Genomic DNA, 21,658 nt, shown 5'->3' with positions numbered 1-21,658 from the left:
GCGGACTCGCAGAACAAGGCCAAGACATCACAACCAAGCGGCAATGGCCCCGCGCGGCACGCATGCACCGCGTAGAGTTGTCAGGCGTGGCGCGGCACGCCCCGTGGCTTAGTAGAACAGCCCGATATTGTTCCGCAGGATGATCTCGATCGCATAAACCGCAAGCAACGCAACGAGGGGCGCAAGATCCAGCCCACCCATATCCGGCAGGATGCGGCGGATGGGCTGATACAGCGGCTCCAGCAGGCGGTTCAGCCCGTACCAGATGGACCGCACCAGATCCTGTCCAAGATTCAGAATGTTAAAATTGATCAGCCAGCTCATGATGACATGGACGAAGATGACGAACTTCACCACGCCAAGGAGCATGAACAGGATTTGCAGCAACGAGGTCATGTATCGGGCCTTTGGAATAATGAACCAGACCAACACCTAAGGTCATGAGCGTGCGGGGGCAAGTCTGCCGCGACGTTGTGGTTGACCACGCGTTTTCCGCGCGATCTGTGTCTGGCAAAGGAGTCCGCCGATGTATCCCGTCATCCGCCTGATCAAGGAATTCGTGAAATTCCGCGACGCCAGCCCGCTTGGCCTGTTCGACACGCACATCTCCCATCACCGCTGCTGGCCGTGGGATCTGGATTTCATGATGGAGCTGAACAACGGGCGCACGCTGACGCTTTATGATCTGGGTCGTATGATCCTGGCCAAACGGCAGGGGCTGCTGAAGACACTGAAGCGCGAAGGCTGGGCGCTGACAGTGGCCGGATCGTCCGTGCGCTACCGTCGCCGCGTCCGCTTGTTCGACCTGCTTGAAATGCGCACACGCCTCATCGGCTGGGACGACAAGTTCTTCTACCTTGAGCAGTCAATGTGGAAGGGCGACGACTGTACCTCGCATATCCTTCTGCGCATGGCTATGACGGACAAGAACGGTCTTGTGCGGACAGATCGAACCCGCGAGGCGATAGGCCACAGCGGAGACATCCCCGCCCTGCCCGACTGGGTGACGGCGTGGAGCGAGGCCGAAGCGTTGCGCCCCTGGCCGCCGATGCAGGACGCTGAGCACCACAAAAGCAACGCCGCCTGACCCATGGACAGCCCCTTAACGCAGGGGCATAGTCACCGCAAAATGGGCAAGGGTGACGAGTATGAACAAGGCGGCGCGCAAGCGTATCTGGGGTTGGTTCTTCTTCGACTGGGCCAGCCAGCCTTACAATACGCTTCTGCTGACCTTCATCTTCGGCCCCTATGTCAAGGAACTGCTCAATGACGGGTCCGCCGCGCAGACCATATGGGGATACGGGATTTCGGCCGCGGGCATCCTGACGGCACTGCTAGCACCCCTGCTGGGCGGGATTGCAGACAGGGCCGGCCCGCGAACACGTCTGAACTTTATCTGGCTATTCTCCATTGCCTATGTCATCGGCGCAAGCGGCGTGTGGCTTGCGGCGCCGGGGGACTTCAACGTGGTGCTGGTGCTCGCGCTTTTCGGGCTCGGTCTGCTGGGGATGGAGTTCGCCACGATTTTCACCAATGCCATGTTGCCCGACCTTGCGCCGCGCGACCAGATCGGGCGGCTGTCGGGATCCGGCTGGGCGTTCGGCTATGCGGGCGGGCTAGCGGCGTTGGCGCTGGTGCTGATGTTCTTCGCGGAAAACTCCGAAACCGGGACAACGCTGATCGGCACGCAACCTGCTTTCGGCCTTGATCCGGCGCATCGGGAAGGCACCCGCGCTGTCGGGCCGCTCACCGCTCTGTGGTATGTGGTCTTCATGATCCCGTTCTTCCTGTGGGTGCGAGAAGCGCGGCCTAGCCATACGATCCGCCTTGCTGATGCGGCACGCACCGCATGGCCGGATCTGAAAGCATCGCTGGCCCATCTTCCCTCCAGACCCAGCCTGTTCGCATTTCTCGGCGCATCCATGTTCTACCGGGACGCCTTGAACGGGCTCTATTTCTTTGGCGGAATCTATGCGGCGGGCGTGCTTGATTGGAGCGTCGTCGATGTCGGCACCTTCGGCATCCTCGCCGTGTTATCCGGTGCGTTCTTTGCGTGGCTGGGCGGCAGAGCGGATACACGCTTCGGCCCGAAACCGGTGATCGTCCTGTCCGTCCTGATCCTTGCCACCGTCACACTTGCCGTCGTGTTTGTTACGCGTGATCGGCTGTTCGGCCTTGCCCTGCCCGAAGACAGTAAGATGCCCGACATCGCATTCTACATCCTCGGCATGACGATCGGTGCGGCAGGCGGCACGCTTCAGGCGGCCAGCCGGTCTATGATGGTGCGTCAGGGCGACCGCGAGCAGATGACACAGGGCTTTGGCCTCTATGCGCTGGCAGGTAAGGCGACATCATTCCTTGCGCCTTTTCTTGTCGCTGTGGCCACTGATCTGAGCGGGTCTCAGCAGATGGGCATCACACCTTTGCTTGCCCTCTTCCTTATCGGCCTTGTTTTGTTACTCTGGGTCAAACCAGACGGAGACGATGCGACATGATCCGACGCCTGATCGCCCTGACAGCAACCATTGCCGCACTAGCCACACCCACCTTCGCGCAGCAAAAGGCCAACCAGCTTTTCGGCGCAGCGCGGTCGGCTTCGCCACACCAACCCGCCGCTTTCGGCAGCTATTCACGTGGCTGCGCATCTGGGCTGGTTCAGCTGCCCGAAACCGGCCCAACATGGCAGGCGATGCGCCTATCGCGCAACCGTAACTGGGGGCATCCCGACGCGATCCGCTTCATTCAGCGCCTGAGCGAGTTTGCCGCGCTGCAGCCGGGCTGGAACGGGCTGTATATCGGAGATATCAGCCAGCCACGGGGTGGGCCGATGCTGTCAGGTCACGCGTCACACCAACTCGGCCTCGATATCGACATCTGGATGCGCCCCGCCAACAACCTTCAGCTTAGTCGCCAGCAGCGGGAAAACATCAGCTCGATCAATGTCCGCTCGGCCGATCAGCGCAGCGTGAATGGCAACTACTCAGAAGTCCACCGCGTCATTCTTCAGTCAGCCGCGATGGACCCCGCGGTAGACCGTATTTTTGTCACACCACCGGTCAAGATCGCCCTGTGTCAATCGGCGACATCCCGCGACAAGAACTGGCTGCAGAAGATCCGGCCTCTTTACGGGCACAACTATCACTTCCATGTTCGTTTGAAATGTCCGAAGGATTCGCCCGCGTGTCAGACCCAAACCCCATCCGTAAGAGAGCTGTCCAATGGCGGCAGTGGCTGCGACGAAACGCTGATGTGGTGGGTCACGGACTATCTGAACCCACCCAAGCAGACCCAGCCTTCCAAGCCTGCCCCGAAGAAAAAGGGCGCGCGCGATTTCGTGATGGCCGACCTGCCACAGCAATGCAGCGCGGTCTTGGCGGCGCGCTGATCGGTTTTGCGCTGGCGGGCTGCGCGCTCGCCGCCGACCCTTCTGAACGGCTGGAGTTGCTGGGTAGCTATCACTGGACCGGCGACGATGAACATTTCGGCGGCTTTTCGGGTCTGGAGGTAAGTGACGACGGGAACAGTTTCACCGTCATCACTGATCGCTCCTTTATCACCCGCGGTACATTTCAGCGCGAGGACGGTCGTATCGCGTCGGTCGCCGCCGAGCCACTCGCACCACTCGTCAATAGCAAGGGTGAGCGATTGGAAGGCTACATGTCTGACAGCGAGGGGCTGGCTCAGGCCGCTGACGGCACGCTTTACATATCCTTCGAGGGCTTTCACCGCGTCAGCCGCTTGATCGAAGGTGAGAACAAAGAAAACATTGTCGGTTGGATTGATCGCCCGGCGGAGTTCAACAGCTTCCAGAACAACTCCGCGATGGAGGCGCTGGCGATTGATCCACAAGGGCGACCTATAGCCTCGCTTGAACGTTCAGGCGACTGGGACAAGCCCTTTCCCGTATATCGTCTGGAAGGCGATCGTTGGACACAGCCTTATTTCATCCCGCGCCGAGGTAAACATCTTCTGGTGGGCGCGGATGTGGGACCTGACAACCGCCTCTATATCATCGAACGCAAGTTTTCCGGTATTCTGGGGTTCTCCTCGCGCATCCGCAGCTTTGCCTTCCACGGTGACACGCTGACAGATGAGCAACTGCTGATCGAGACACCCACAGGCAAGTTCGACAACCTGGAAAGCATTTCCGTCTGGCGCGATGATGGCGGCGCGATCCGCCTGACGCTGATCTCAGACGACAACTTCTTTCCGCTACAGCGCACCGAATTCGTCGAATACAGGCTGGCCGCGAAATCGCCCCACTCTTGATTCACCGGTTTCTTTTGTGTAGGTGGCGCTGTCCCTGAATGCAGGGGCCGAGTCTCCGCTACCTTGATAAAACGGACCATATACATGACCCGCATTCTACCTGGCATCCTTGCCATGGCCGCTATCGTGGTGGCCTCCAACATCCTCGTGCAGTTCCTCTTCGGACAGTGGCTGACATGGGGCGCTTTCACCTATCCCCTAGCATTCCTTGTCACGGACGTGATGAACCGCGTCTATGGCCCCAAATCCGCGCGCCGCGTCGTGCTTGCGGGTTTTGTGATCGGCATCATCTGTTCCTTCATCGGCACCCAGATCCATGGCGAAATCGGCCCGCTGGTCACGCTTCGCATCGCGCTGGCATCCGGTACAGCCTTCCTCGTCGCCCAGTTGATAGACGTCGCGATCTTTGATCGTCTGCGCAAGGGCGCATGGTGGCGCGCTCCGCTTGCATCCACGCTTGTCGGTTCGATCCTGGACACAACGCTATTTTTTACCATCGCGTTTGCCGCAAGCCTGACCTTTCTTGAACCGGCCAATGATGTCAGCTGGGCCAACGAAGCGATCCCGCTTCTCGGCGCAGGCCCCATCGTGCCGCTTTGGGCATCTCTGGCTGTGGCAGACTGGATGGTAAAGCTGTCGCTGGCCATCATCGCGCTGATCCCATTCCGGATGATCGTGGATCGTTTGCGTGCTCAAGCGGTATGATTAAAATATAGGCAAATCTGAGCAGCGCCATGTCCGAAAATGTAAAAATTCTTTGACAAAATTCATTTCGGTGGCAGCCTGAACTCATGTGAAACAATCGAAAGGAGGTGATCCAGTGTTGAGAGAGTCATTGGAGAAAGGCGTCGGGACAGCGCGGAGGGGCAGCCGCTAGGCAATCTTAGCGGCATTGTGCCGCAACCCGTGTTGGCCAAAGGTCCTGACCGACCCCGGCCTCCTGAACTTCTCGGAAGGGTCGCCCATCGGGCGGCCCTTCTTTCTAGCAGCATTTCAGCGGCTTGGATCGATCAGGCATCCTTGCCCGTGCTATCACGACTGGCACAAAAGATGCCCTAACGGTATGTAAGATAAGCTAAAAACCGCTCAAATCAGTCACGAAAACGTGCATCGTGGAACACTAAACCTCTCCGCGAGTCCTCCTTATATCGCGACTGTCATCGCCCCATGCTGGGCTGTGACCAATTAAAGGAGTTGAGCAATGAAACTTATCGCAACTGCCTCCGCACTTGCCCTGTCCGCAGCACCGGTTTTGGCCGGTGGCCTGACTGAACCACAGCCGACACCCGAACCCGTTGCCGTCACACCGGTCGCTCCGGTTGTCGCGTCAAGCCTTTGGTCCGGGGGCTATGTCGGTGCCCAAGCAGGTTACGCCTGGGCTGAAGCCGATGATGCCGACGACGAAGGTCCGATCGGCGGTCTGCACGGTGGTTACCTGTGGAATTCCGGCAAGTTCGTCTACGGTATCGAAGGCGACTATGACTGGGCAGATGTAGAATTCGGAGATGCGGGCAGCCTGGACAGCATCGGGCGCATCAAGGCGAAAGCCGGTTACGACCTGGGCCGTACGCTGCTTTACGCAACCGCTGGTGGTGCTTACGCTGACGCAGAGATCGGCGGCGACAGCTACAGCGACTGGGGCTGGGTAGCCGGTGCAGGCGTAGACTACATGGTCACGGACGCGTGGTCGGTTGGCGCGGAAGCCCTGTACCACAAGTTCGACGATTTCGACGACAGTGGTGCAGACCTGAGCGGCACAACCTTGACCGCGAAAGTGGCCTACCACTTCTAAGAATTCACGTTTCCCTCGTGAGGGCGTCGGTTTTCCGGCGCCCTTTTTCGTTGTCCGGCGCTGAGTAACCGCCTGTCACCGCTGCGTGATGTTACGTTTCAGCCCGTTGCCAGAACACGATTTCAGGCGCAGGCTCGTCATGATCAGGAGGACAACGCATGCCCATCGCCAGCAAATCTATTCTATCAGCCGCCGTCATGTTGGCCGCGACAGCATTACATTCGGCACCCGCCAGCTCAGACACAGCTGTCGTTGCAGGCGGATGTTTCTGGTGCGTAGAGGCTGATTTCGAGAAAGTCCAAGGCGTCAGAGAGGTCGTATCTGGCTTCGCGGGCGGAACCGTGGCCAACCCTACCTACAAGCAAGTCGTTCGCGGTGGGACGGGCCATTATGAGGCCGTCGAGATCACTTACGATCCGGCGGTTATCAGCTACAACCAGATCCTTGACCTTTTCATGCGATCAATTGACCCCACAGATGCGGGCGGGCAGTTCTGTGACCGCGGCGACACCTACCGCACTGCGATTTTCGCCACACCATCGCAAAAAGGTGACGCGCAAGCCGCTGTCGAGCGCGCTCAACAAGCGCTAGGCCAACCCGTTGTGACACCCGTGTTAGATGACGCACCATTTTACCCGGCGGAGGATTACCATCAGGATTACTACAAAAAGGATGATCTCATCCTCACGCGCTTCGGCCCAAAATCCAAAGAGGATGCATATAACCTGTATCGCGAAGGATGCGGTCGTGATGATCGGGTTCGTCAGCTTTGGGGCAATGACGCGCCGTTTGTAGGTGGTTAGTTCTGCGCCATGAGATCCCGGACCTCTGTTAGCTCCGGGATCGCAGCGGTCGCACCTTCCTTGGTGACCGCCAGCGCGCCCGCTGCCAAGGCAAAGCGCAAGGCGTCTAAGGGCAGATCACCTCGATCCAAGCCCGCGATCAAGTAACCAGCAAAGGTGTCGCCCGCACCGGTGGTATCGATCGGCGTCACTTGTGGGCTTGGCAGATCCACCACTGTTCCCGCCTTCAGATCGTGCCAGGTGGCGCCGTTTGCCCCCTTGGTCACCGCCACCCCTTCCACCTGCAGGGCTGTAATGTCGCATTCAAGGGCTGCACAAAGCTGTGCAGCCTCGACTTCATTCAATAGCAGGATGCTGACAAAAGGCAGAACCGCCTTGACGGCTTCTGCGTCGAATGGTGCGGCCGAATAGACCACACGCATGCCTTTACTTTTGGCGATGCGTGCAGCCTCTGGCTGACAATTCGTTTCATTCTGCAGAACCAGAAAGTCAGACTCCAAGGCGCATGCTAGCATATCAGAAATTGATGCGACGGAATGCTGACCGTTTGCCCCTGTCAGAATGACGATGCAATTCTCGCCATTGTCATCCACCATGATCTGCGCCCGCCCCGTTGGCCCCGGCACGCGCGAGATGCCCGATACATCAACACCATATGCGCTGAGCTGCCCAGTGACCGCTTCCCCATCATCCCCCACACAACCGATATGCATGACTTTCGCACCCGACTTGGCAAGGGCAACGGACTGGTTGGCACCTTTGCCACCCAGTCCTGACATGTTAGATGTGGCAGTTAGAGTTTCGCCCGGCTTCGGAAGATGAGGGACGCGCAATACGTCATCGATATTGATCGAACCGAGATTGAAAACCGCCATGTGCTAACCCACTTTTGCCGCCGCCAGAACTGCCATGTTCAGGATGTCGTTCACAGTCGAGCTACTGGAGCAAATCTGGATCGGCTTGTCGACGCCCGTCAGGATTGGCCCGATGACCGTAGCGCCACCCATCTGCTGCATCAACTTGACGGAGATCGACGCAGAATGCCGCGCTGGCACCACAAGGATGTTTGCCGGACCCGTCAGGCGCGAGAAAGGGTAATGGCTCATTGCTTCCATGTTCAGGGCTACATCGACCGCCATTTCACCTTCGTATTCGAAGTCCGCGCCACGGGCGTCCAGCACTTTGGGCGCCTGCCACATCTTTTCAGCGCGCTCAGATGCGGGATGGCCGAAGGTCGAAAAACTGACAAACGCTACGCGTGGCTCAACACCAATTTCGCGCGCGACCTTCACAGCTTGCTCCGCGATAGTGGCGAGATCTTCCTCGTCAGGCCATTCATGCACCAGCGTGTCAGTTACGAAGACAATACGCCCCTTGTTCAGCAACGCCGTGACGCCGACCGTGCCATGTTCGGCATCGGCATCAAAGACAAGGTTGATCATTTCCATTACATGAGCGGACTTGCGCGTGGCCCCGGTGACCATGCCATCCGCATGCCCATGTGCCAGCATCAGTGACGCGAAAACATGGCGGTCGCGCGCGGCCAGTCGATGCACGTCCTGCGCGTCATAACCCTTGCGCTGCAGCCGCTTGTAGAGGAAGTCCTTGTAGGCATCCAGGTGATCCGTATTGGCTGCATTGGTTACGCGCAATTCGCGCACTGCATCACCCAGCCCCTCGGCTTCCAGCGCTGCTTTGACCTCTGGTTCACGGCCGATGACAATGGCCTTGCCAAGCCCCGACCGCTGATAGGCCACAGCCGCGCGAAGCACGCGCACATCATCACCTTCAGCGAAAATCATCGTCGCCTGCGCAGATCGGGCGCGAGCATAGATACCTTCGATGATCGTAGCGGTCGGGTCCATGCGGGCCTTCAACGTCAATTCATACGCGTCGATATCTTCGATCGGGCGGCGGGCCACGCCGGTCTTCATACCAGCCTCAGCCACGGCGGGCGGGATGCGGTGAATCAGCCTCGGATCAAACGGTGTGGGGATGATGTAGTCGCGCCCGAATGACAGCTTGCGGCCATAGGCCATGGCAACCTCGTCCGGCACATCTTCCCGCGCAAGTTTCGCCAAGGCCTCGGCGCAAGCGATTTTCATCTCGTCGTTGATCGCGCGAGCATGGATATCCAGCGCGCCCCGAAACAGGTATGGAAAGCCCAGAACGTTGTTCACCTGGTTGGCATAATCAGACCGACCCGTCGCGACAATCGCATCCAGCCTGACCTCATGCGCCTCTTCAGGCGTGATTTCGGGGTCAGGATTGGCCATCGCGAAGATCACAGGGTTGTCGGCCATCGCCTTTACCATGTCCTGAGTCAGCGCGCCTTTCACTGACACACCAAGGAATACGTCAGCACCTTCCATCGCCTCTTCAAGCGTCCGCAGATCAGTCTTGATGGCGTGCGCCGATTTCCACTGATTCATGCCCTCGGTGCGGCCCTGGTAGATCACGCCCTTGGTGTCGCAGACGATGCAGTTGTCATGCTTTGCGCCCATCGACTTGAGCAATTCGATACAGGCAATCCCTGCGGCACCCGCACCATTGAGAACGATCTTCACATCCTCGATCTTCTTGCCGGACAGGTGCAGCGCGTTGATCAGACCAGCTGCACAGATGACCGCAGTGCCGTGCTGGTCATCGTGGAACACCGGAATGTCCATCTCTTCCTTGAGCCGCTGCTCGATGATGAAACACTCGGGTGCCTTGATGTCTTCAAGGTTTATACCACCATAGGTCGGCCCCATCAGTTTAACGGCCTTGATGAACTCTTCCGGATCTTCAGTGTCCAGTTCCACATCGACGGAATTCACGTCCGCGAAGCGTTTGAACAGGACTGCCTTGCCCTCCATCACGGGCTTCGACGCCAGCGCGCCAAGGTTTCCAAGGCCCAGAACGGCAGTCCCGTTGGAAATCACGGCAACCGTGTTGCCCTTGGTCGTGTAGTCGAACGCGGTTTCCGGCTTCTCGTGAATGACCTCACAGGGCACCGCCACACCCGGACTGTAAGCCAGCGACAGATCGCGCTGAGTGCTCATCGGCACAGTCGCCTGAATTTCGAACTTGCCGGGCTGCGGGTGCAGGTGGAAGGCCAGCGCCTCTTCCCGGGTGATCTTGCCTTTGGTCGCCATGCCTGCGCTCTCCTCCAATTCGGTCAGATATTCTTAAGGCAGCGCCTGCGCGCGCTCAACAGACCGATTTGCGACTTTCACAAGAAGGTGCTGCTTTGTAGGGTAAGGGCCGGTTACGGAGGCAGGTTTGAACACGCACGCAGTCACGCCCATGATGGCGCAGTTTCTGGAAATCAAAGCCGATCATCAGGACGCGCTTCTGTTTTATCGCATGGGCGACTTTTACGAAATGTTCTTCGATGACGCGGTTGCCGCGGCAGCGGCGCTGGACATCGCGCTGACAAAACGCGGGAAACATCAGGGCGAAGACATCCCGATGTGCGGCGTCCCGGTGCATTCTTCGGAGAACTATCTGCACACGCTGACGCGTAAAGGCTTTCGCGTGGCCATATGTGAGCAGTTGGAGGATCCGGCCGAAGCCAAGAAACGCGGGTCCAAATCCGTGGTAAAGCGCGGTGTCGTACGGCTGGTCACGCCCGGTACGCTTACCGAAGACGGGTTGCTGGACGCACGGCGCCACAATTTCCTTGCCGCTTGGGCGGACATTCGGGGCGACGGTGCGCTGGCCTGGGCAGATATTTCAACTGGCGAGCTACGGGTGATGCCCTGCCCGCCTGTGATGCTGGCCCCGCAACTGGCCCGCCTGGCGCCACGCGAGGTTCTGTGCACGGACGCGACAGAGGACACATTGGCACCGATCGCCGACGAACTGGACGCCGCCCTAGTGCCCTTGGGTGGTGCGAGCTTCGACAGCGCCTCAGGAGAAGCGCGGCTTTGCAGGGTTTACGAGGTTGGAACACTCGACGCATTCGGCAGCTTTTCGCGCCCCGAACTGTCCGCTATGGGCGCTCTCGTCGACTATCTGGAAATCACGCAGAAAGGAAAACTGCCGCTCCTGCGTCCACCACAACGTGAAGAATCCGGCAGCGCCATGCAAATCGACGCAGCCACGCGGCGCAATCTGGAACTGACGCGCAGCTTGTCGGGGGGGCGTGACGGATCGCTGATTGCCGCGATCGACCGAACCGTGACCGCTGCCGGCGCCCGTTTGCTCGAACGCCGCATCTCCGCGCCTTCACGCGATGTGTTTGAGATCCGCGCGCGGCACGATGCAGTCGCATTTTTATTCGACCATTCGCGCGTGCGGGAAACGCTGGCGGACCTGCTTCGCAAGGCGCCCGATATGGACCGCTCCATGGCCCGCCTGGCGCTTGACCGCGGCGGTCCACGCGACCTGACAGCCCTCCGCGACGGCTTGACCCAAGCGATGGCTATCGCAGAGCACTTGGGGAACACGGACGCGCCGGACCGTCTGATCCAGGCGGCGCGCGACCTGACGGGCCATGAGGCGCTGTGTGATATGCTGGAGGCGGCCCTGGTGGCCGATCCTCCACTGCTGACCCGCGATGGTGGCTTCGTTGCAACAGGCTATAACGCGGAACTGGACGAAGCCCGCACGCTGCGCGATGAAGGACGAAGCGTGATTGCCTCGCTTCAAGCGAGCTATGCCGAACAGGCTGGCATCGGCGCGCTGAAGATCAAGCACAACAACGTGCTGGGTTATTTTATCGAAACGCCCGCCACCCACGCCAACAAGATGCTGGCAGAGCCGCTGTCGCAGACCTTCATCCATCGCCAGACAACTGCCAACGCTGTACGCTTCACGACGGTTGAGCTGTCCGAGCTCGAACGCAAGATCATGAATGCTGGCACTTTGGCGCTGGAGATCGAAAAGCGCCTGTTCGAAGAATTGCGCGCTGCCTGCCTGTCTCACGCAACGGCCATCGGAACTGCCGCGCGCGCATTGGCAGAGATCGACCTGACCGCAGCATTTGCCGACCTCGCCTCAAGTGCCGATTGGTGCCGCCCGAAAATGGATGAAAGTCGCGCATTTTCAATCAAGGCCGGACGGCATCCGGTGGTCCAGGCCGCGCTGGCACGTCAGGGCGGCACCCCGTTCATCGCCAATGATTGCAAACTTTCGGCCGAAGGGGCATCAGCCGCGATCTGCCTTCTGACCGGTCCCAACATGGCAGGCAAATCGACATGGTTGCGGCAGAACGCCCTGATTGCCCTGCTGGCACAAGCGGGTGCCTTTGTCCCCGCAAGGTCGGCCCATATTGGGCTGGTCAGCCAGTTGTTCAGTCGCGTGGGGGCCGCCGACGACCTGGCGCGCGGACGATCCACTTTCATGGTCGAAATGGTCGAAACCGCTGCGATCCTGAACCAGGCCGACGACCATGCGCTCGTGATCCTCGATGAAATCGGACGCGGCACGGCGACCTATGACGGGCTGTCCATTGCATGGGCGACGCTGGAACAACTGCACGAGGTCAATCGCTGTCGCGCCCTGTTCGCGACGCATTATCACGAAATGACAGCGCTCGCCGAAAAACTTGATGGCGCCAGCAACGCGACCGTCGCGGTAAAGGAATGGGAGGGCGATGTGATCTTCCTGCACGAGGTACGACCCGGTGCAGCGGATAGATCGTATGGTGTACAGGTCGCAAAGCTGGCGGGCCTGCCCGACAGCGTCGTTACGCGAGCGAGAGAAGTTCTGGATCGTCTGGAAAGCAAGGATCGCGACGGGCCGTCCGCGCCGGCGATCATCGATGATCTGCCGTTGTTTTCGACAAAGCCTGAACCGGCACCAAGACCGGCCGTGCCGTCAAGGGTTGAGGAATTGCTCCGCAACATTCACCCCGACCAACTCAGCCCACTTGATGCGCTAAAGCTGGTTTATGAGCTGAAATCGGCAGGTTCTGACAGCTAGCAACCTGAAACGAAAAGACCCCGCCAGTGGCGGGGTCGGTCAAGTTCCATGCTGTCCGATCAGCTGGCGGGTGTCGAGGACACACCGACCTGCGCGGGACGTAACAAACGGTCATGCAGCATGAAACCATGCGTCATGACCTGAATGATGTCTCCGGCTTTGGTATCTGGCACCGGCGCTTCGAACATCGCCTGATGAAGCTGCGGATCGAACTTGTCGCCTGCTTCCGGAACGATCGGCTGGATGCCGTGCTTCGTAAAAATGTTCAGCAACTCGCGCAGTGTCAGTTCAACACCTTCGACCACGGCAGACTTGGTATCGCCGTTATCTTCACGCGCGGCATCGAGTGCACGGTTCAGGTTATCGAACACTGGCAGCATGTCGCGAGCCAGCTTCGTTCCGCCATATTGTTCTGCTTCACGACGATCTCGTTCGCTTCGCTTGCGGACATTTTCAGAATCCGCCAGCGCACGCATGAAGCGGTCACGGTAATCGTCACGCTCCGCGCGCAATGCTTCGAGCTCATCATCGCTGGACGCTATATCATCCACGAATTCTGCGCCATCTTCGGCCAAGCCGTCCGTCGAGTATTCCGTCAGATCAATGGGCTCTTCGGCACCGGCCTGTTCCAGAATGTCGTCCAGATCGACGCTGTCTTTTTTCTTCGGCTCCGCCATATCAACTCCTTTCACGACCGGTCGGCAATCAGCTTGCCCACCAGCTGCGCTGTGTAATCGACAATCGGTACGATCCGGCCATAATTCAACCGGGTCGGCCCGATGACGCCCACCGCGCCAATTATCTTTCGATCAGCGTTCATATATGGACTCACCACCAAAGAGGAACCCGAAAGTGAAAAGAGTTTGTTCTCAGACCCGATAAAAATGCGGACACCTGCACCCTCTTCGGTCAGTTCGAGGAATTCGGCGATGTCGCGCTTACGTTCGAGATCATCGAACAGGCCACGAATGCGTTCCAGATCGGCGCCCTGATCGTCCAACAGATTCGCGCGGCCCCGCACGATCAGCCTGCCGGGATTGTCATCCGGGTCGCCCCAAACCGCCAGACCGCTTTCAACCAGTTCCCGGGATAGGGAATCAATCTCTTGCCTGCGGTTCTTGATTTCGGCATCAATCCGACCGCGTAATTCGGACAGCGTTAACCCTTCGGCCAGCGCGTTCAGGAAATTCGCGGCCTCGCGCATGGACGATGGCGTCTGCCCTGGAGACGGGGAAAAGACGCGGTTTTCCACATGGCCATCGGCAAACACCAGCACCACGAGGGCGCGATCCGGACCGAGGCTAACAAATTCGATGTGTTTGATCGGCGCTTCGTGTTTAGGCGTCAAAACAAGGCTCGCCCCATGAGTCACCCCCGAAAGCGCTGCGCCTACCCCGTCAAGCAACGCGCCAACATCCGAGGAGTTATCCCCCAAGGTCGCGTCCAGTTTTTGCCGATCATCTCCCTGGAGATCACTGACCTCCAGAAAGCCATCAACGAACATCCGCAAGCCAAGCTGCGTCGGAATACGCCCCGCAGATACATGGGGGCTATCGAGCAGCCCGAGATATTCCAGATCCTGCATTACATTGCGGATCGTCGCGGCGCTGACCTTTTCACTTAAGCTGCGCGTCAATGTGCGCGACCCCACCGGGTCACCTGATTCGAGATAGCCCTCGACCACTTTGCGGAATACCTCGCGCGATCGGTCATTCAGCTCATTCAGAAGATTGTCGTCTGTTATCTTCGTCACCAGTTCACCCATTCTTGCGCACCCAGCCTCGCCGCGACGTCAATCAGGGTTGAAATGCGCCATGCGCGGCAGATATGGGACAAGCAAACCCGACAAAAGGAATTGCCATGCGCCCTTCAGGCCGAGAGTTAAACGAACTGCGCCCGATTTCAATCGAAACCAATGTTACGCGTCATGCCGAAGGCTCCTGCCTGATCAAGATGGGCGACACGCATGTGCTCTGCACTGCATCTATCGACGCGAAAGTGCCGCCCTTCATGAAGAACAGCGGTCTTGGCTGGGTTACGGCCGAATACGGAATGTTGCCGCGCGCTACGCACACACGCATGAACCGCGAGGCCAAGCGCGGGCAGTCAGGTCGCACTCAGGAGATCCAGCGGCTGATTGGCCGCAGCCTTCGCGCCGGCGTTGACCGTGTTGCGCTTGGCGAACGCCAGATCACCATCGACTGCGACGTCATCCAAGCCGATGGCGGCACGCGCTGTGCATCCATCACCGGCGGTTGGGTTGCGCTGCGCCTGGCAGTGAACAAGCTGATGAAGGCAGGCGATGTGATTTCCGACCCATTGCTGGATCCGGTTGCCGCCGTAAGCTGCGGCATCTATGCCGGTCAACCTGTGCTGGATCTGGACTACCCCGAAGACAGTGAAGCGGGCGTGGACGGCAATTTCGTCATGACGGGCTCGGGTCGGCTGATCGAGGTGCAGATGTCTGCGGAGGGCGCGACCTTCTCCCGCGACCAGATGAGCCAATTACTTGATTTGGCTGAACTGGGCCGTGCGAAGCTGGTCGAAGCACAGAAGACGGCAGCCGCCTGATGCGCAAACTGACGGAACCCAAGATTGTTTTGGCGTCCCACAACAAGGGCAAGCTGCGCGAAATATCCGCGCTGCTTGAACCCTTTGGCATTGATGTGGTGTCCGCTGGTGAACTTGGCCTGACAGAACCGGACGAAACCGAGGACAGTTTTGCAGGCAATGCACGGATCAAGGCCCACTACGCCGCCAAGGAAAGTGGCCTGCCCGCCCTGTCCGACGACAGTGGGCTTGAAATCGACGCGCTCGACGGTGCCCCCGGTGTTTACACGGCTGATTGGGCAGAAACCGGCAACGGGCGCGACTTTGGTATGGCAATGCAAAAGGCCCAGGACAAGCTGGACGCGGTGAATGCCGCCGAGCCCCGCCTCGGTCGCTTCTGCTGCACGCTGTGCATCGCCTGGCCAGACGGACACGACGAAATTTTCGCGGGTACAGTCAGTGGCCACCTCGTCTGGCCCCCGCGGGGCGAGCGTGGGTTCGGCTACGACCCGATGTTCATTCCGGCGGGGCATGACGAAACCTTCGGCGAGATGGACCCGGCGCGAAAACAAAAAATCAGCCACCGCGCTGACGCATTCGCAAAATTCAAGGCCGGGGCGCTTGACTGAGCGCCCTGACTGGGAAAACGGAGGCTTCGGCCTCTATATCCATTGGCCGTTCTGCGCCGCCAAATGCCCCTATTGCGACTTCAACAGCCATGTGGCCGACACAATTGATCACACACGCTGGAAATCTGCCTATCTGAACGAACTACGTCGGTCCGCTGAAGAAACCCAAGGTCGTATCCTGCGATCCGTATTCTTCGGCGGCGGCACCCCATCCCTGATGGATCCCGACACCGTCGCAGAAGTGCTGTCTGAAGTTCACAGGTTATGGCCCGTTGCCAATGATCTGGAGGTCACGTTGGAAGCAAACCCCACCTCGGTCGAGGCAGGGCGGTTTCGCGCGTTTCGTGACGGTGGCGTATCCCGTATCTCGATGGGAATACAGTCGCTTAAAGATGATGATCTTCGGCAACTGGGTCGACTACATTCCGTAGACGAAGCGAAGAAAGCATTCGAAATCGCAAGGACGGCCTTTGAACGTGTGAGCTTCGATTTGATTTACGCCCGCCAGAACCAATCCCTGCGAGATTGGGAAGCCGAACTGACCGAAGCTTTGGAAATGGCAATTGATCACCTGTCGCTCTATCAGTTGACCATCGAACCCGGCACCGCCTTCGGCGCTCGCCATGCCAAGGGTGGCTTGAAGGGCTTGCCCGCCGACAGTCTTGCCGCCGACATGTTTGATCTGACTCAGGACGTTTGTGCCCGATACGGTATGCCCGCCTACGAGGTTTCAAACCATGCGCGCGACGGGGCCGAAAGCCGACACAATCTGGTTTACTGGCGCTATGGTGATTACATCGGCATAGGCCCGGGTGCCCATGGTCGGATCACCGATAGCCGGGCGCGGTTTGCAACCGAGACACCTCTCGCTCCGGGGAAATGGCTCGAACAGGTCGAACAGACCGGTTCAGGCGAATCCATGCGCGAGGCTCTGTCGCTAGAGGATCAGGCTACCGAGTACCTGCTGATGAGCTTGCGGCTGAACGAAGGTACGGATCTGGCGCGGTTGCGCAGTCTTGGCTACTCGCCTGACGACGATACTCTCATACAGTTGCAGCAAGAGGGCTTGATCGACATCGCTGGGAGACACCTGAGCACCACATCAAACGGGCGTTTACTTCTCAATGCGGTTCTCCGTCAATTACTGGAGGCATAGTTGAGGGCCGCGTGGTTCATTTTCGGCTGTCTGTCCGTAGCGATCGGCTTTGTCGGGGCATTTCTGCCGCTATTACCGACGGTTCCGCTTCTGATCCTGGCCGCATTTTGTTTCGCCAGATCGTCGCCAAAGCTGCATGAATGGCTTCTGACGCACCCAATCTACGGGCCACATATACGCGACTGGCAAGAAAGGGGCGCTATATCTAGACGAGCAAAACGGCTCGCCGTAGCTTCTTGCGTCGCGACATTCGGGATTGCCCTGCTGCTGGGGCTGCCCATCCGCCTGCTTATACTTCAGGCAGTCGTTCTGCTTTCGGTCTGCGCCTTTATCCTTACGCGCCCGTCAAGCTAGGCGTCAGGATTCGGCAAATTTCGTCCAGTTGATCCAGCGACTTATACTCAATCGACACGCGACCAGACTGACCGCCGTCAGAATGATCGACCAGGACCTTCAATCCGAGATTCGCCGACAAGTCCGCCTCTAGCGCACGGGTATCTGCATCCTTCTCCGGTTTGGTAATGGTCTTCCGTCGAGGAGCCTCCGAGCCGTTCATCAGCTTCCGCGCCAGCTTCTCCGTTTCCCGCACCGATAGATCATCATCGACGACCTTCCGCGCCAAGCCGACCGGATCGTCCGCTGTTATCAGCGCCCGCGCGTGGCCTGCCGACATCCGCCCTTCGATCAAATGCGCCTGGACTTCCGGCGGTAGCTGCAACAGACGCAAAAGGTTTGCGATGTAGCTACGACTTTTGCCTAAAGCCTCCGCAAGCTTTTCCTGGGTGTGCCCAAAGCGTTCCATCAACTGGCGATAGCCTGCGGCTTCCTCCACCGCATTCAAATCCGCGCGTTGGATGTTCTCAATGATCGCAATTTCAAGAACTTCGGTATCGGAAAATTCTCGTACGATTACAGGAACTTCATGCAGCTGCGCGCGCTGTGCTGCGCGCCAGCGCCGCTCGCCCGCAACAATCTGATACTTCGCCGCGCCGTTCGAAATTTCTCGGACGATCAACGGTTGAAGTATCCCCTTTTCCTTCACCGACGACGCCAACTCGGACAGTGCATCTTCGTTAAAATGGCGTCTTGGCTGGTCGGGGTTCGGCGTCACCTGCTCGATTGGGATCATGCGATCTGCGCGCAGAACAGCCGGTCGATCATTCGATGGCTGCGAATGATGCACCTCCACGTCTGCCATAAGCGCCGAGAGACCGCGCCCTAACCCGCGTTTTTCCTTACTGCTCATCTTTGCCCCCTACTGCTGTAGTTCAGGTTTGCGCGCATATCTCGCGCTTAGTTCTTCCGCCAGTTGTTTATATGCAAGGCTTCCCTTCGACATCGGATCGTATTCGGTTACCGGCATCGCATATGAGGGCGCTTCGCTAATGCGAACGTTTCGCGGCACGATCGTATTAAAGACCAGTTCGCCAAGCGTTTGCCGCGCATCAGTTTCCACCTGCTGTGCTAACCGGTTACGCGCATCATGCATGGTCAGCAGGACACCCTCGATCCGCAGCTCGGGATTTGCCGCCTGTCTGATCTCTCGAATTGTCAGCATTAGCTGCGACAGCCCTTCTAGCGCGAAGAATTCGCTCTGCAGAGGTATAAGTACGGAATCGGCGGCTACCATAGCGTTGACCGTCAACAGATTGAGAGACGGCGGACAATCGATCAAGATATAGTCGATTTCCAGTTGATTGATCGTCTGATCCCGCAGCGCGTCACGCAAAAGAAAGCTGCGACGTTCGTTTGAGACAAGTTCTATATCCGCAGAACTAAGATCTGTCGTGGCTGGAGCGATAATTACGTTATCGACCCCGGTCGGATAAAGCACATCTGCTAGCTTCGCACCGTCTACCAGAAGGTCATATGTTGTAAGTTTGCGGTCATCCGGTTCAATACCAAGACCTGTCGACGCATTACCTTGCGGGTCCAAGTCCAAGATAAGGACAGAATGCCCCTTTGACGCAAGAGACGCCCCCAGATTGATTGTAGTGGTAGTCTTGCCTACCCCACCCTTCTGATTTGTAACCGCGATAACCCGGGCGTTACACCGATTTGCCATTCGACAGGTCCTCGAACCGTAATATAGCTGCCTCTGACTCTGTTCTACTCGGGAATACGTCCAGTTTGAACGACCAATCTTGTTTCAGTCGATTAATTTCTTCTTTATGCCGCTCACCTTTCGGAAATATGCCTATGCCTCCCACGGCAAGGTGCCTGTACGCGTAAGGAATAAGCTTTGGTAGCGGCGCTAGCGCTCTGGCCGATACGACGTCTGCCGATTGTGGCGGTACCATCTCGATCCGATCTGCTATCACGGACACGCTGACGGACGTTTCACGTGAAACAGTTCGGAGGAATGTGGCTTTCCTGATATCGCTCTCGATGCAGGTCACAGCTATACTCGGGGCTTTCTCGGCAGCGATGATTGCTACGACTAGACCCGGAAAACCGCCTCCGCTACCTAAATCCACCCATTTCCCGCTCAATACATTGGCAAGATCAAAAATTTGCGCTGAATCAAGTAGGTGGCGAGACCAAAGATCGTTGATCGTCTTTGGAGAAACCAAGTTTATCGACTTATTCCACTTTACCAGGAGGTCTGCATAGATTTCCAGCCGCCGAACTGTTTCACGTGAAACACCTCCTAACACGCTCTGAGCATCTTTCACGCCGACCTCTTTGAAGGCTTTTTGCGAAGCTTAGCTAGCAGTAAAGTAAGGGCAGCCGGGGTAATGCCTTCAATCTTTCCTGCATGAGCAAGATTGTGGGGCCGAACATGCTCAAGCTTATTTTTCAACTCTGACGACAGCCCTGATACGGCCGAATAGTCAAAGTCAGGCGGAATCACCGTGTCTTCTTCAGACTTTAGTGCTGCCGCGTCACGTTGTTGGCGTTCCAAGTACTGTGCATAGAGAGCATCTTTAGCCACCTGACTTCTGATTTCATGGTCAAGCTCATTAACCCCTGGAACAAAAGCCGCAATGCTGTCGATCGTAACATCTGGGAACGATAGAAGGTCATAGGGCGTTCGCTTGCGCCCATCATTTCCAACCGAGATACCATGCGCTCTGAGCTTCGTCGGAGAAAAGCTCTCGCTGACGAGCATACTCTTGGCCCTGGCCAGTTCATCCATCTTGCGACGAAACAGCGTTTCACGTGAAACACCAACGCAACCCAGATCAATCCCGATCTGCGTCAGTCTCTGGTCGGCGTTGTCTGCCCTTAGCGACAAACGGAACTCCGCTCGAGAGGTAAACATGCGGTAAGGTTCCGCGACACCTCTCGACGTTAGGTCATCGACCATGACGCCAATATAGGAGTTTGTTCGACTGAATACGTAGGGCTCGCGGCCCAATACCTGTAGCGCAGCGTTCAGACCCGCCACCATACCTTGAGCGGCCGCCTCCTCGTATCCAGTGGTTCCATTGATCTGTCCCGCCAGATATAGTCCTGGTTGCGTCTTTAGTTCTAAAGTTTGCTTCAGCGCACGCGGATCCACGTAATCGTATTCTATGGCGTAGCCTGGCTGCAAAATCGCCGCCTTCTCCAAACCTGCCATAGAGGCGATGTATGAGGCCTGTACATCCACAGGCAACGACGTTGAAATGCCATTTGGATAGACCGTGTGATCATCCAACCCCTCAGGCTCCAAGAACACCTGGTGAGAGGTTTTGTCGGCAAAACGGACAATCTTATCCTCGATGGATGGGCAGTATCTCGGACCGATACCTTCGATGTGACCTCCATACATCGCTGAACGGTCTATATTTTTTCTAATGATTTCATGGGTTTGTTCATTAGTGTGCGTAATACCACATGAAATCTGACGCGCGGATGCTTCACGTGTCAGAAATGAGAAAAAGGTGGGATCGTCATCACCAGGTTGTGTCTCCAGCCGATCCCAATCGATTGTACGACCATCCAATCGCGGCGGCGTGCCCGTCTTGAGCCGACCGAGCGGCAGATTCATGGCTTGGAACCGGTCGGCGAGCCGCACAGATGGTTTCTCCCCCATCCGACCAGCTTCATGGGACTTGTCGCCGATATGAATTACGCCACGAAGGAACGTACCTGTTGTGACCACGATTGCGCGTGTCGAGATACGCGAGCCGTCGGCAAGTTCGATCCCTGACACGACACCGTTCTCGAGCAAAATATCGGCGGCTTCTCCCTCAACAACAGTCAAATTCTGTTGCTGCGAGGTAAGTTCCTGCATGGTATCGCGATAGATCTTACGATCGGACTGCGCGCGCGGACCTTGGACTGCCGGGCCTTTGCGGCGGTTCAGAAGGCGAAACTGAATACCGGAAGCGTCAGCCACACGACCCATAACACCATCTAGTGCGTCTATTTCGCGGACAAGGTGACCTTTACCAAGCCCCCCAATGGCCGGGTTACAGGACATCACACCGATTTTCGTCGCATCCAAGGTAACAAGCGCTACCGATGCACCGATTCTGGCGGCGGCGTGTGCTGCTTCGGTTCCGGCGTGGCCGCCACCGATTACGACAATATCAAACTCACCATGTTTCACGTGAAACAC

21 protein-coding genes are annotated in these 21,658 nt (G+C 57.9%); 12 read left to right on the top strand and 9 right to left on the bottom strand.

From position 1 onward, the window contains the following. Positions 1–108: 108 nt before the first annotated feature. Positions 109–396, bottom strand: coding sequence for a YggT family protein (locus FPZ52_RS10510; RefSeq protein WP_146365382.1), 288 nt, complete (start codon positions 394–396; stop codon positions 109–111). Positions 397–526: 130 nt separating this feature from the next. Here FPZ52_RS10510 and FPZ52_RS10505 point away from each other — a divergent pair, with 130 nt between their 5' ends. The 7 genes from FPZ52_RS10505 (at position 527) to msrA (ending at position 6,864) form a co-directional block, all read left to right on the top strand. Beyond that, positions 527–1,087 (top strand): acyl-CoA thioesterase, encoded by a 561-nt coding sequence (locus FPZ52_RS10505; protein ID WP_146365381.1) that lies wholly within the window; start codon positions 527–529, stop codon positions 1,085–1,087. A 61-nt stretch (positions 1,088–1,148) separates the two neighbouring features. Then, complete coding sequence (locus tag FPZ52_RS10500; RefSeq protein ID WP_146365380.1) at positions 1,149–2,495, top strand: MFS transporter; 1,347 nt, start codon at positions 1,149–1,151, stop codon at positions 2,493–2,495. After that, positions 2,492–3,385, top strand: a complete 894-nt coding sequence (gene mepA / locus FPZ52_RS10495) for a penicillin-insensitive murein endopeptidase (RefSeq protein ID WP_146365379.1) — start codon at positions 2,492–2,494, stop codon at positions 3,383–3,385. The genes FPZ52_RS10500 and mepA overlap by 4 nt, the downstream gene beginning before the upstream one ends. Next, positions 3,358–4,269: an esterase-like activity of phytase family protein gene (locus FPZ52_RS10490; RefSeq protein ID WP_146365378.1), complete on the top strand. Its 912-nt coding sequence runs from the start codon at positions 3,358–3,360 to the stop codon at positions 4,267–4,269. The genes mepA and FPZ52_RS10490 overlap by 28 nt, the downstream gene beginning before the upstream one ends. Before the next feature lie 84 nt (positions 4,270–4,353). Beyond that, positions 4,354–4,974, top strand: a complete 621-nt coding sequence (locus tag FPZ52_RS10485; protein ID WP_146365377.1) for a queuosine precursor transporter — start codon at positions 4,354–4,356, stop codon at positions 4,972–4,974. Positions 4,975–5,470: 496 nt separating this feature from the next. After that, positions 5,471–6,061, top strand: a complete 591-nt coding sequence (locus FPZ52_RS10480) for an outer membrane protein (RefSeq protein WP_146365376.1) — start codon at positions 5,471–5,473, stop codon at positions 6,059–6,061. A gap of 197 nt (positions 6,062–6,258) precedes the next feature. After that, positions 6,259–6,864, top strand: a complete 606-nt coding sequence (gene msrA / locus FPZ52_RS10475; RefSeq protein WP_240804434.1) for a peptide-methionine (S)-S-oxide reductase MsrA — start codon at positions 6,259–6,261, stop codon at positions 6,862–6,864. On the opposite strand, the gene FPZ52_RS10470 is transcribed toward msrA, so the two are convergent. After that, positions 6,861–7,739 (bottom strand): ribokinase, encoded by an 879-nt coding sequence (locus FPZ52_RS10470; RefSeq protein WP_146365374.1) that lies wholly within the window; start codon positions 7,737–7,739, stop codon positions 6,861–6,863. The two genes, msrA and FPZ52_RS10470, sit on opposite strands and share 4 nt — an antisense overlap. 3 nt (positions 7,740–7,742) lie before the next feature. Continuing rightward, on the bottom strand, positions 7,743–10,001 hold the full coding sequence (locus FPZ52_RS10465) for an NADP-dependent malic enzyme (protein ID WP_146365373.1): 2,259 nt from the start codon (positions 9,999–10,001) through the stop codon (positions 7,743–7,745). Positions 10,002–10,152: 151 nt separating this feature from the next. Between FPZ52_RS10465 and mutS the strand changes: the two genes are divergently transcribed. Then, positions 10,153–12,774: a DNA mismatch repair protein MutS gene (gene mutS / locus FPZ52_RS10460; protein ID WP_146365751.1), complete on the top strand. Its 2,622-nt coding sequence runs from the start codon at positions 10,153–10,155 to the stop codon at positions 12,772–12,774. A 59-nt stretch (positions 12,775–12,833) separates the two neighbouring features. On the opposite strand, the gene FPZ52_RS10455 is transcribed toward mutS, so the two are convergent. Continuing rightward, positions 12,834–13,451 (bottom strand): nucleotide exchange factor GrpE, encoded by a 618-nt coding sequence (locus FPZ52_RS10455; protein WP_146365372.1) that lies wholly within the window; start codon positions 13,449–13,451, stop codon positions 12,834–12,836. Positions 13,452–13,462: 11 nt separating this feature from the next. Beyond that, complete coding sequence (gene hrcA, locus FPZ52_RS10450) at positions 13,463–14,518, bottom strand: heat-inducible transcriptional repressor HrcA (RefSeq protein WP_146365750.1); 1,056 nt, start codon at positions 14,516–14,518, stop codon at positions 13,463–13,465. 116 nt (positions 14,519–14,634) lie between these two features. Here hrcA and rph point away from each other — a divergent pair, with 116 nt between their 5' ends. The 4 genes from rph to FPZ52_RS10430 are packed head-to-tail and all read left to right on the top strand — an operon-like array spanning position 14,635 to position 17,463. Further along, positions 14,635–15,345, top strand: coding sequence for a ribonuclease PH (rph, locus tag FPZ52_RS10445; RefSeq protein ID WP_146365371.1), 711 nt, complete (start codon positions 14,635–14,637; stop codon positions 15,343–15,345). Beyond that, positions 15,345–15,953, top strand: a complete 609-nt coding sequence (gene rdgB, locus FPZ52_RS10440) for an RdgB/HAM1 family non-canonical purine NTP pyrophosphatase (RefSeq protein ID WP_146365370.1) — start codon at positions 15,345–15,347, stop codon at positions 15,951–15,953. Before rph ends, rdgB begins: the two co-directional genes overlap by 1 nt. Continuing rightward, positions 15,946–17,109, top strand: coding sequence for a radical SAM family heme chaperone HemW (gene hemW, locus FPZ52_RS10435; RefSeq protein ID WP_240804350.1), 1,164 nt, complete (start codon positions 15,946–15,948; stop codon positions 17,107–17,109). The genes rdgB and hemW overlap by 8 nt, the downstream gene beginning before the upstream one ends. After that, positions 17,110–17,463, top strand: coding sequence for a YbaN family protein (locus tag FPZ52_RS10430; RefSeq protein ID WP_146365368.1), 354 nt, complete (start codon positions 17,110–17,112; stop codon positions 17,461–17,463). On the opposite strand, the gene FPZ52_RS10425 is transcribed toward FPZ52_RS10430, so the two are convergent. From FPZ52_RS10425 to mnmG, 4 genes are read right to left on the bottom strand one after another with little or no spacing between them, the layout of a single operon-like run. Continuing rightward, entirely contained in the window at positions 17,444–18,355 is a 912-nt protein-coding gene (locus FPZ52_RS10425; protein WP_146365367.1) for a ParB/RepB/Spo0J family partition protein, read from the bottom strand. The two genes, FPZ52_RS10430 and FPZ52_RS10425, sit on opposite strands and share 20 nt — an antisense overlap. A gap of 9 nt (positions 18,356–18,364) precedes the next feature. Then, positions 18,365–19,174, bottom strand: a complete 810-nt coding sequence (locus FPZ52_RS10420; RefSeq protein WP_146365366.1) for a ParA family protein — start codon at positions 19,172–19,174, stop codon at positions 18,365–18,367. Beyond that, positions 19,158–19,784: a 16S rRNA (guanine(527)-N(7))-methyltransferase RsmG gene (gene rsmG / locus FPZ52_RS10415; RefSeq protein WP_146365365.1), complete on the bottom strand. Its 627-nt coding sequence runs from the start codon at positions 19,782–19,784 to the stop codon at positions 19,158–19,160. Before rsmG ends, FPZ52_RS10420 begins: the two co-directional genes overlap by 17 nt. Next, entirely contained in the window at positions 19,781–21,658 is a 1,878-nt protein-coding gene (mnmG, locus tag FPZ52_RS10410) for a tRNA uridine-5-carboxymethylaminomethyl(34) synthesis enzyme MnmG (RefSeq protein WP_205758589.1), read from the bottom strand. Before mnmG ends, rsmG begins: the two co-directional genes overlap by 4 nt.

Origin of the sequence: Qingshengfaniella alkalisoli (assembly GCF_007855645.1) — a bacterium.
Classification (GTDB): domain Bacteria; phylum Pseudomonadota; class Alphaproteobacteria; order Rhodobacterales; family Rhodobacteraceae; genus Qingshengfaniella; species Qingshengfaniella alkalisoli.
The sequence above is the reverse complement of the archived record's forward strand: the minus strand, read 5'-3'. Positions and strand labels throughout refer to the sequence as shown.

Coding starts and splice junctions, on each gene's coding strand:
- FPZ52_RS10470 (WP_146365374.1), bottom strand. CDS start 7,739: ATGGCGGTTTTCAATCTCGGTTCGATCAATATCGATGACGTATTGCGC.
- FPZ52_RS10490 (WP_146365378.1), top strand. CDS start 3,358: ATGCAGCGCGGTCTTGGCGGCGCGCTGATCGGTTTTGCGCTGGCGGGC.
- FPZ52_RS10465 (WP_146365373.1), bottom strand. CDS start 10,001: ATGGCGACCAAAGGCAAGATCACCCGGGAAGAGGCGCTGGCCTTCCAC.
- FPZ52_RS10505 (WP_146365381.1), top strand. CDS start 527: ATGTATCCCGTCATCCGCCTGATCAAGGAATTCGTGAAATTCCGCGAC.
- FPZ52_RS10480 (WP_146365376.1), top strand. CDS start 5,471: ATGAAACTTATCGCAACTGCCTCCGCACTTGCCCTGTCCGCAGCACCG.
- FPZ52_RS10425 (WP_146365367.1), bottom strand. CDS start 18,355: ATGAGCAGTAAGGAAAAACGCGGGTTAGGGCGCGGTCTCTCGGCGCTT.
- rdgB (WP_146365370.1), top strand. CDS start 15,345: ATGCGCAAACTGACGGAACCCAAGATTGTTTTGGCGTCCCACAACAAG.
- FPZ52_RS10420 (WP_146365366.1), bottom strand. CDS start 19,174: ATGGCAAATCGGTGTAACGCCCGGGTTATCGCGGTTACAAATCAGAAG.
- FPZ52_RS10500 (WP_146365380.1), top strand. CDS start 1,149: ATGAACAAGGCGGCGCGCAAGCGTATCTGGGGTTGGTTCTTCTTCGAC.
- mutS (WP_146365751.1), top strand. CDS start 10,153: ATGATGGCGCAGTTTCTGGAAATCAAAGCCGATCATCAGGACGCGCTT.
- mepA (WP_146365379.1), top strand. CDS start 2,492: ATGATCCGACGCCTGATCGCCCTGACAGCAACCATTGCCGCACTAGCC.
- FPZ52_RS10485 (WP_146365377.1), top strand. CDS start 4,354: ATGACCCGCATTCTACCTGGCATCCTTGCCATGGCCGCTATCGTGGTG.
- FPZ52_RS10510 (WP_146365382.1), bottom strand. CDS start 396: ATGACCTCGTTGCTGCAAATCCTGTTCATGCTCCTTGGCGTGGTGAAG.
- msrA (WP_240804434.1), top strand. CDS start 6,259: ATGTTGGCCGCGACAGCATTACATTCGGCACCCGCCAGCTCAGACACA.
- rph (WP_146365371.1), top strand. CDS start 14,635: ATGCGCCCTTCAGGCCGAGAGTTAAACGAACTGCGCCCGATTTCAATC.
- FPZ52_RS10455 (WP_146365372.1), bottom strand. CDS start 13,451: ATGGCGGAGCCGAAGAAAAAAGACAGCGTCGATCTGGACGACATTCTG.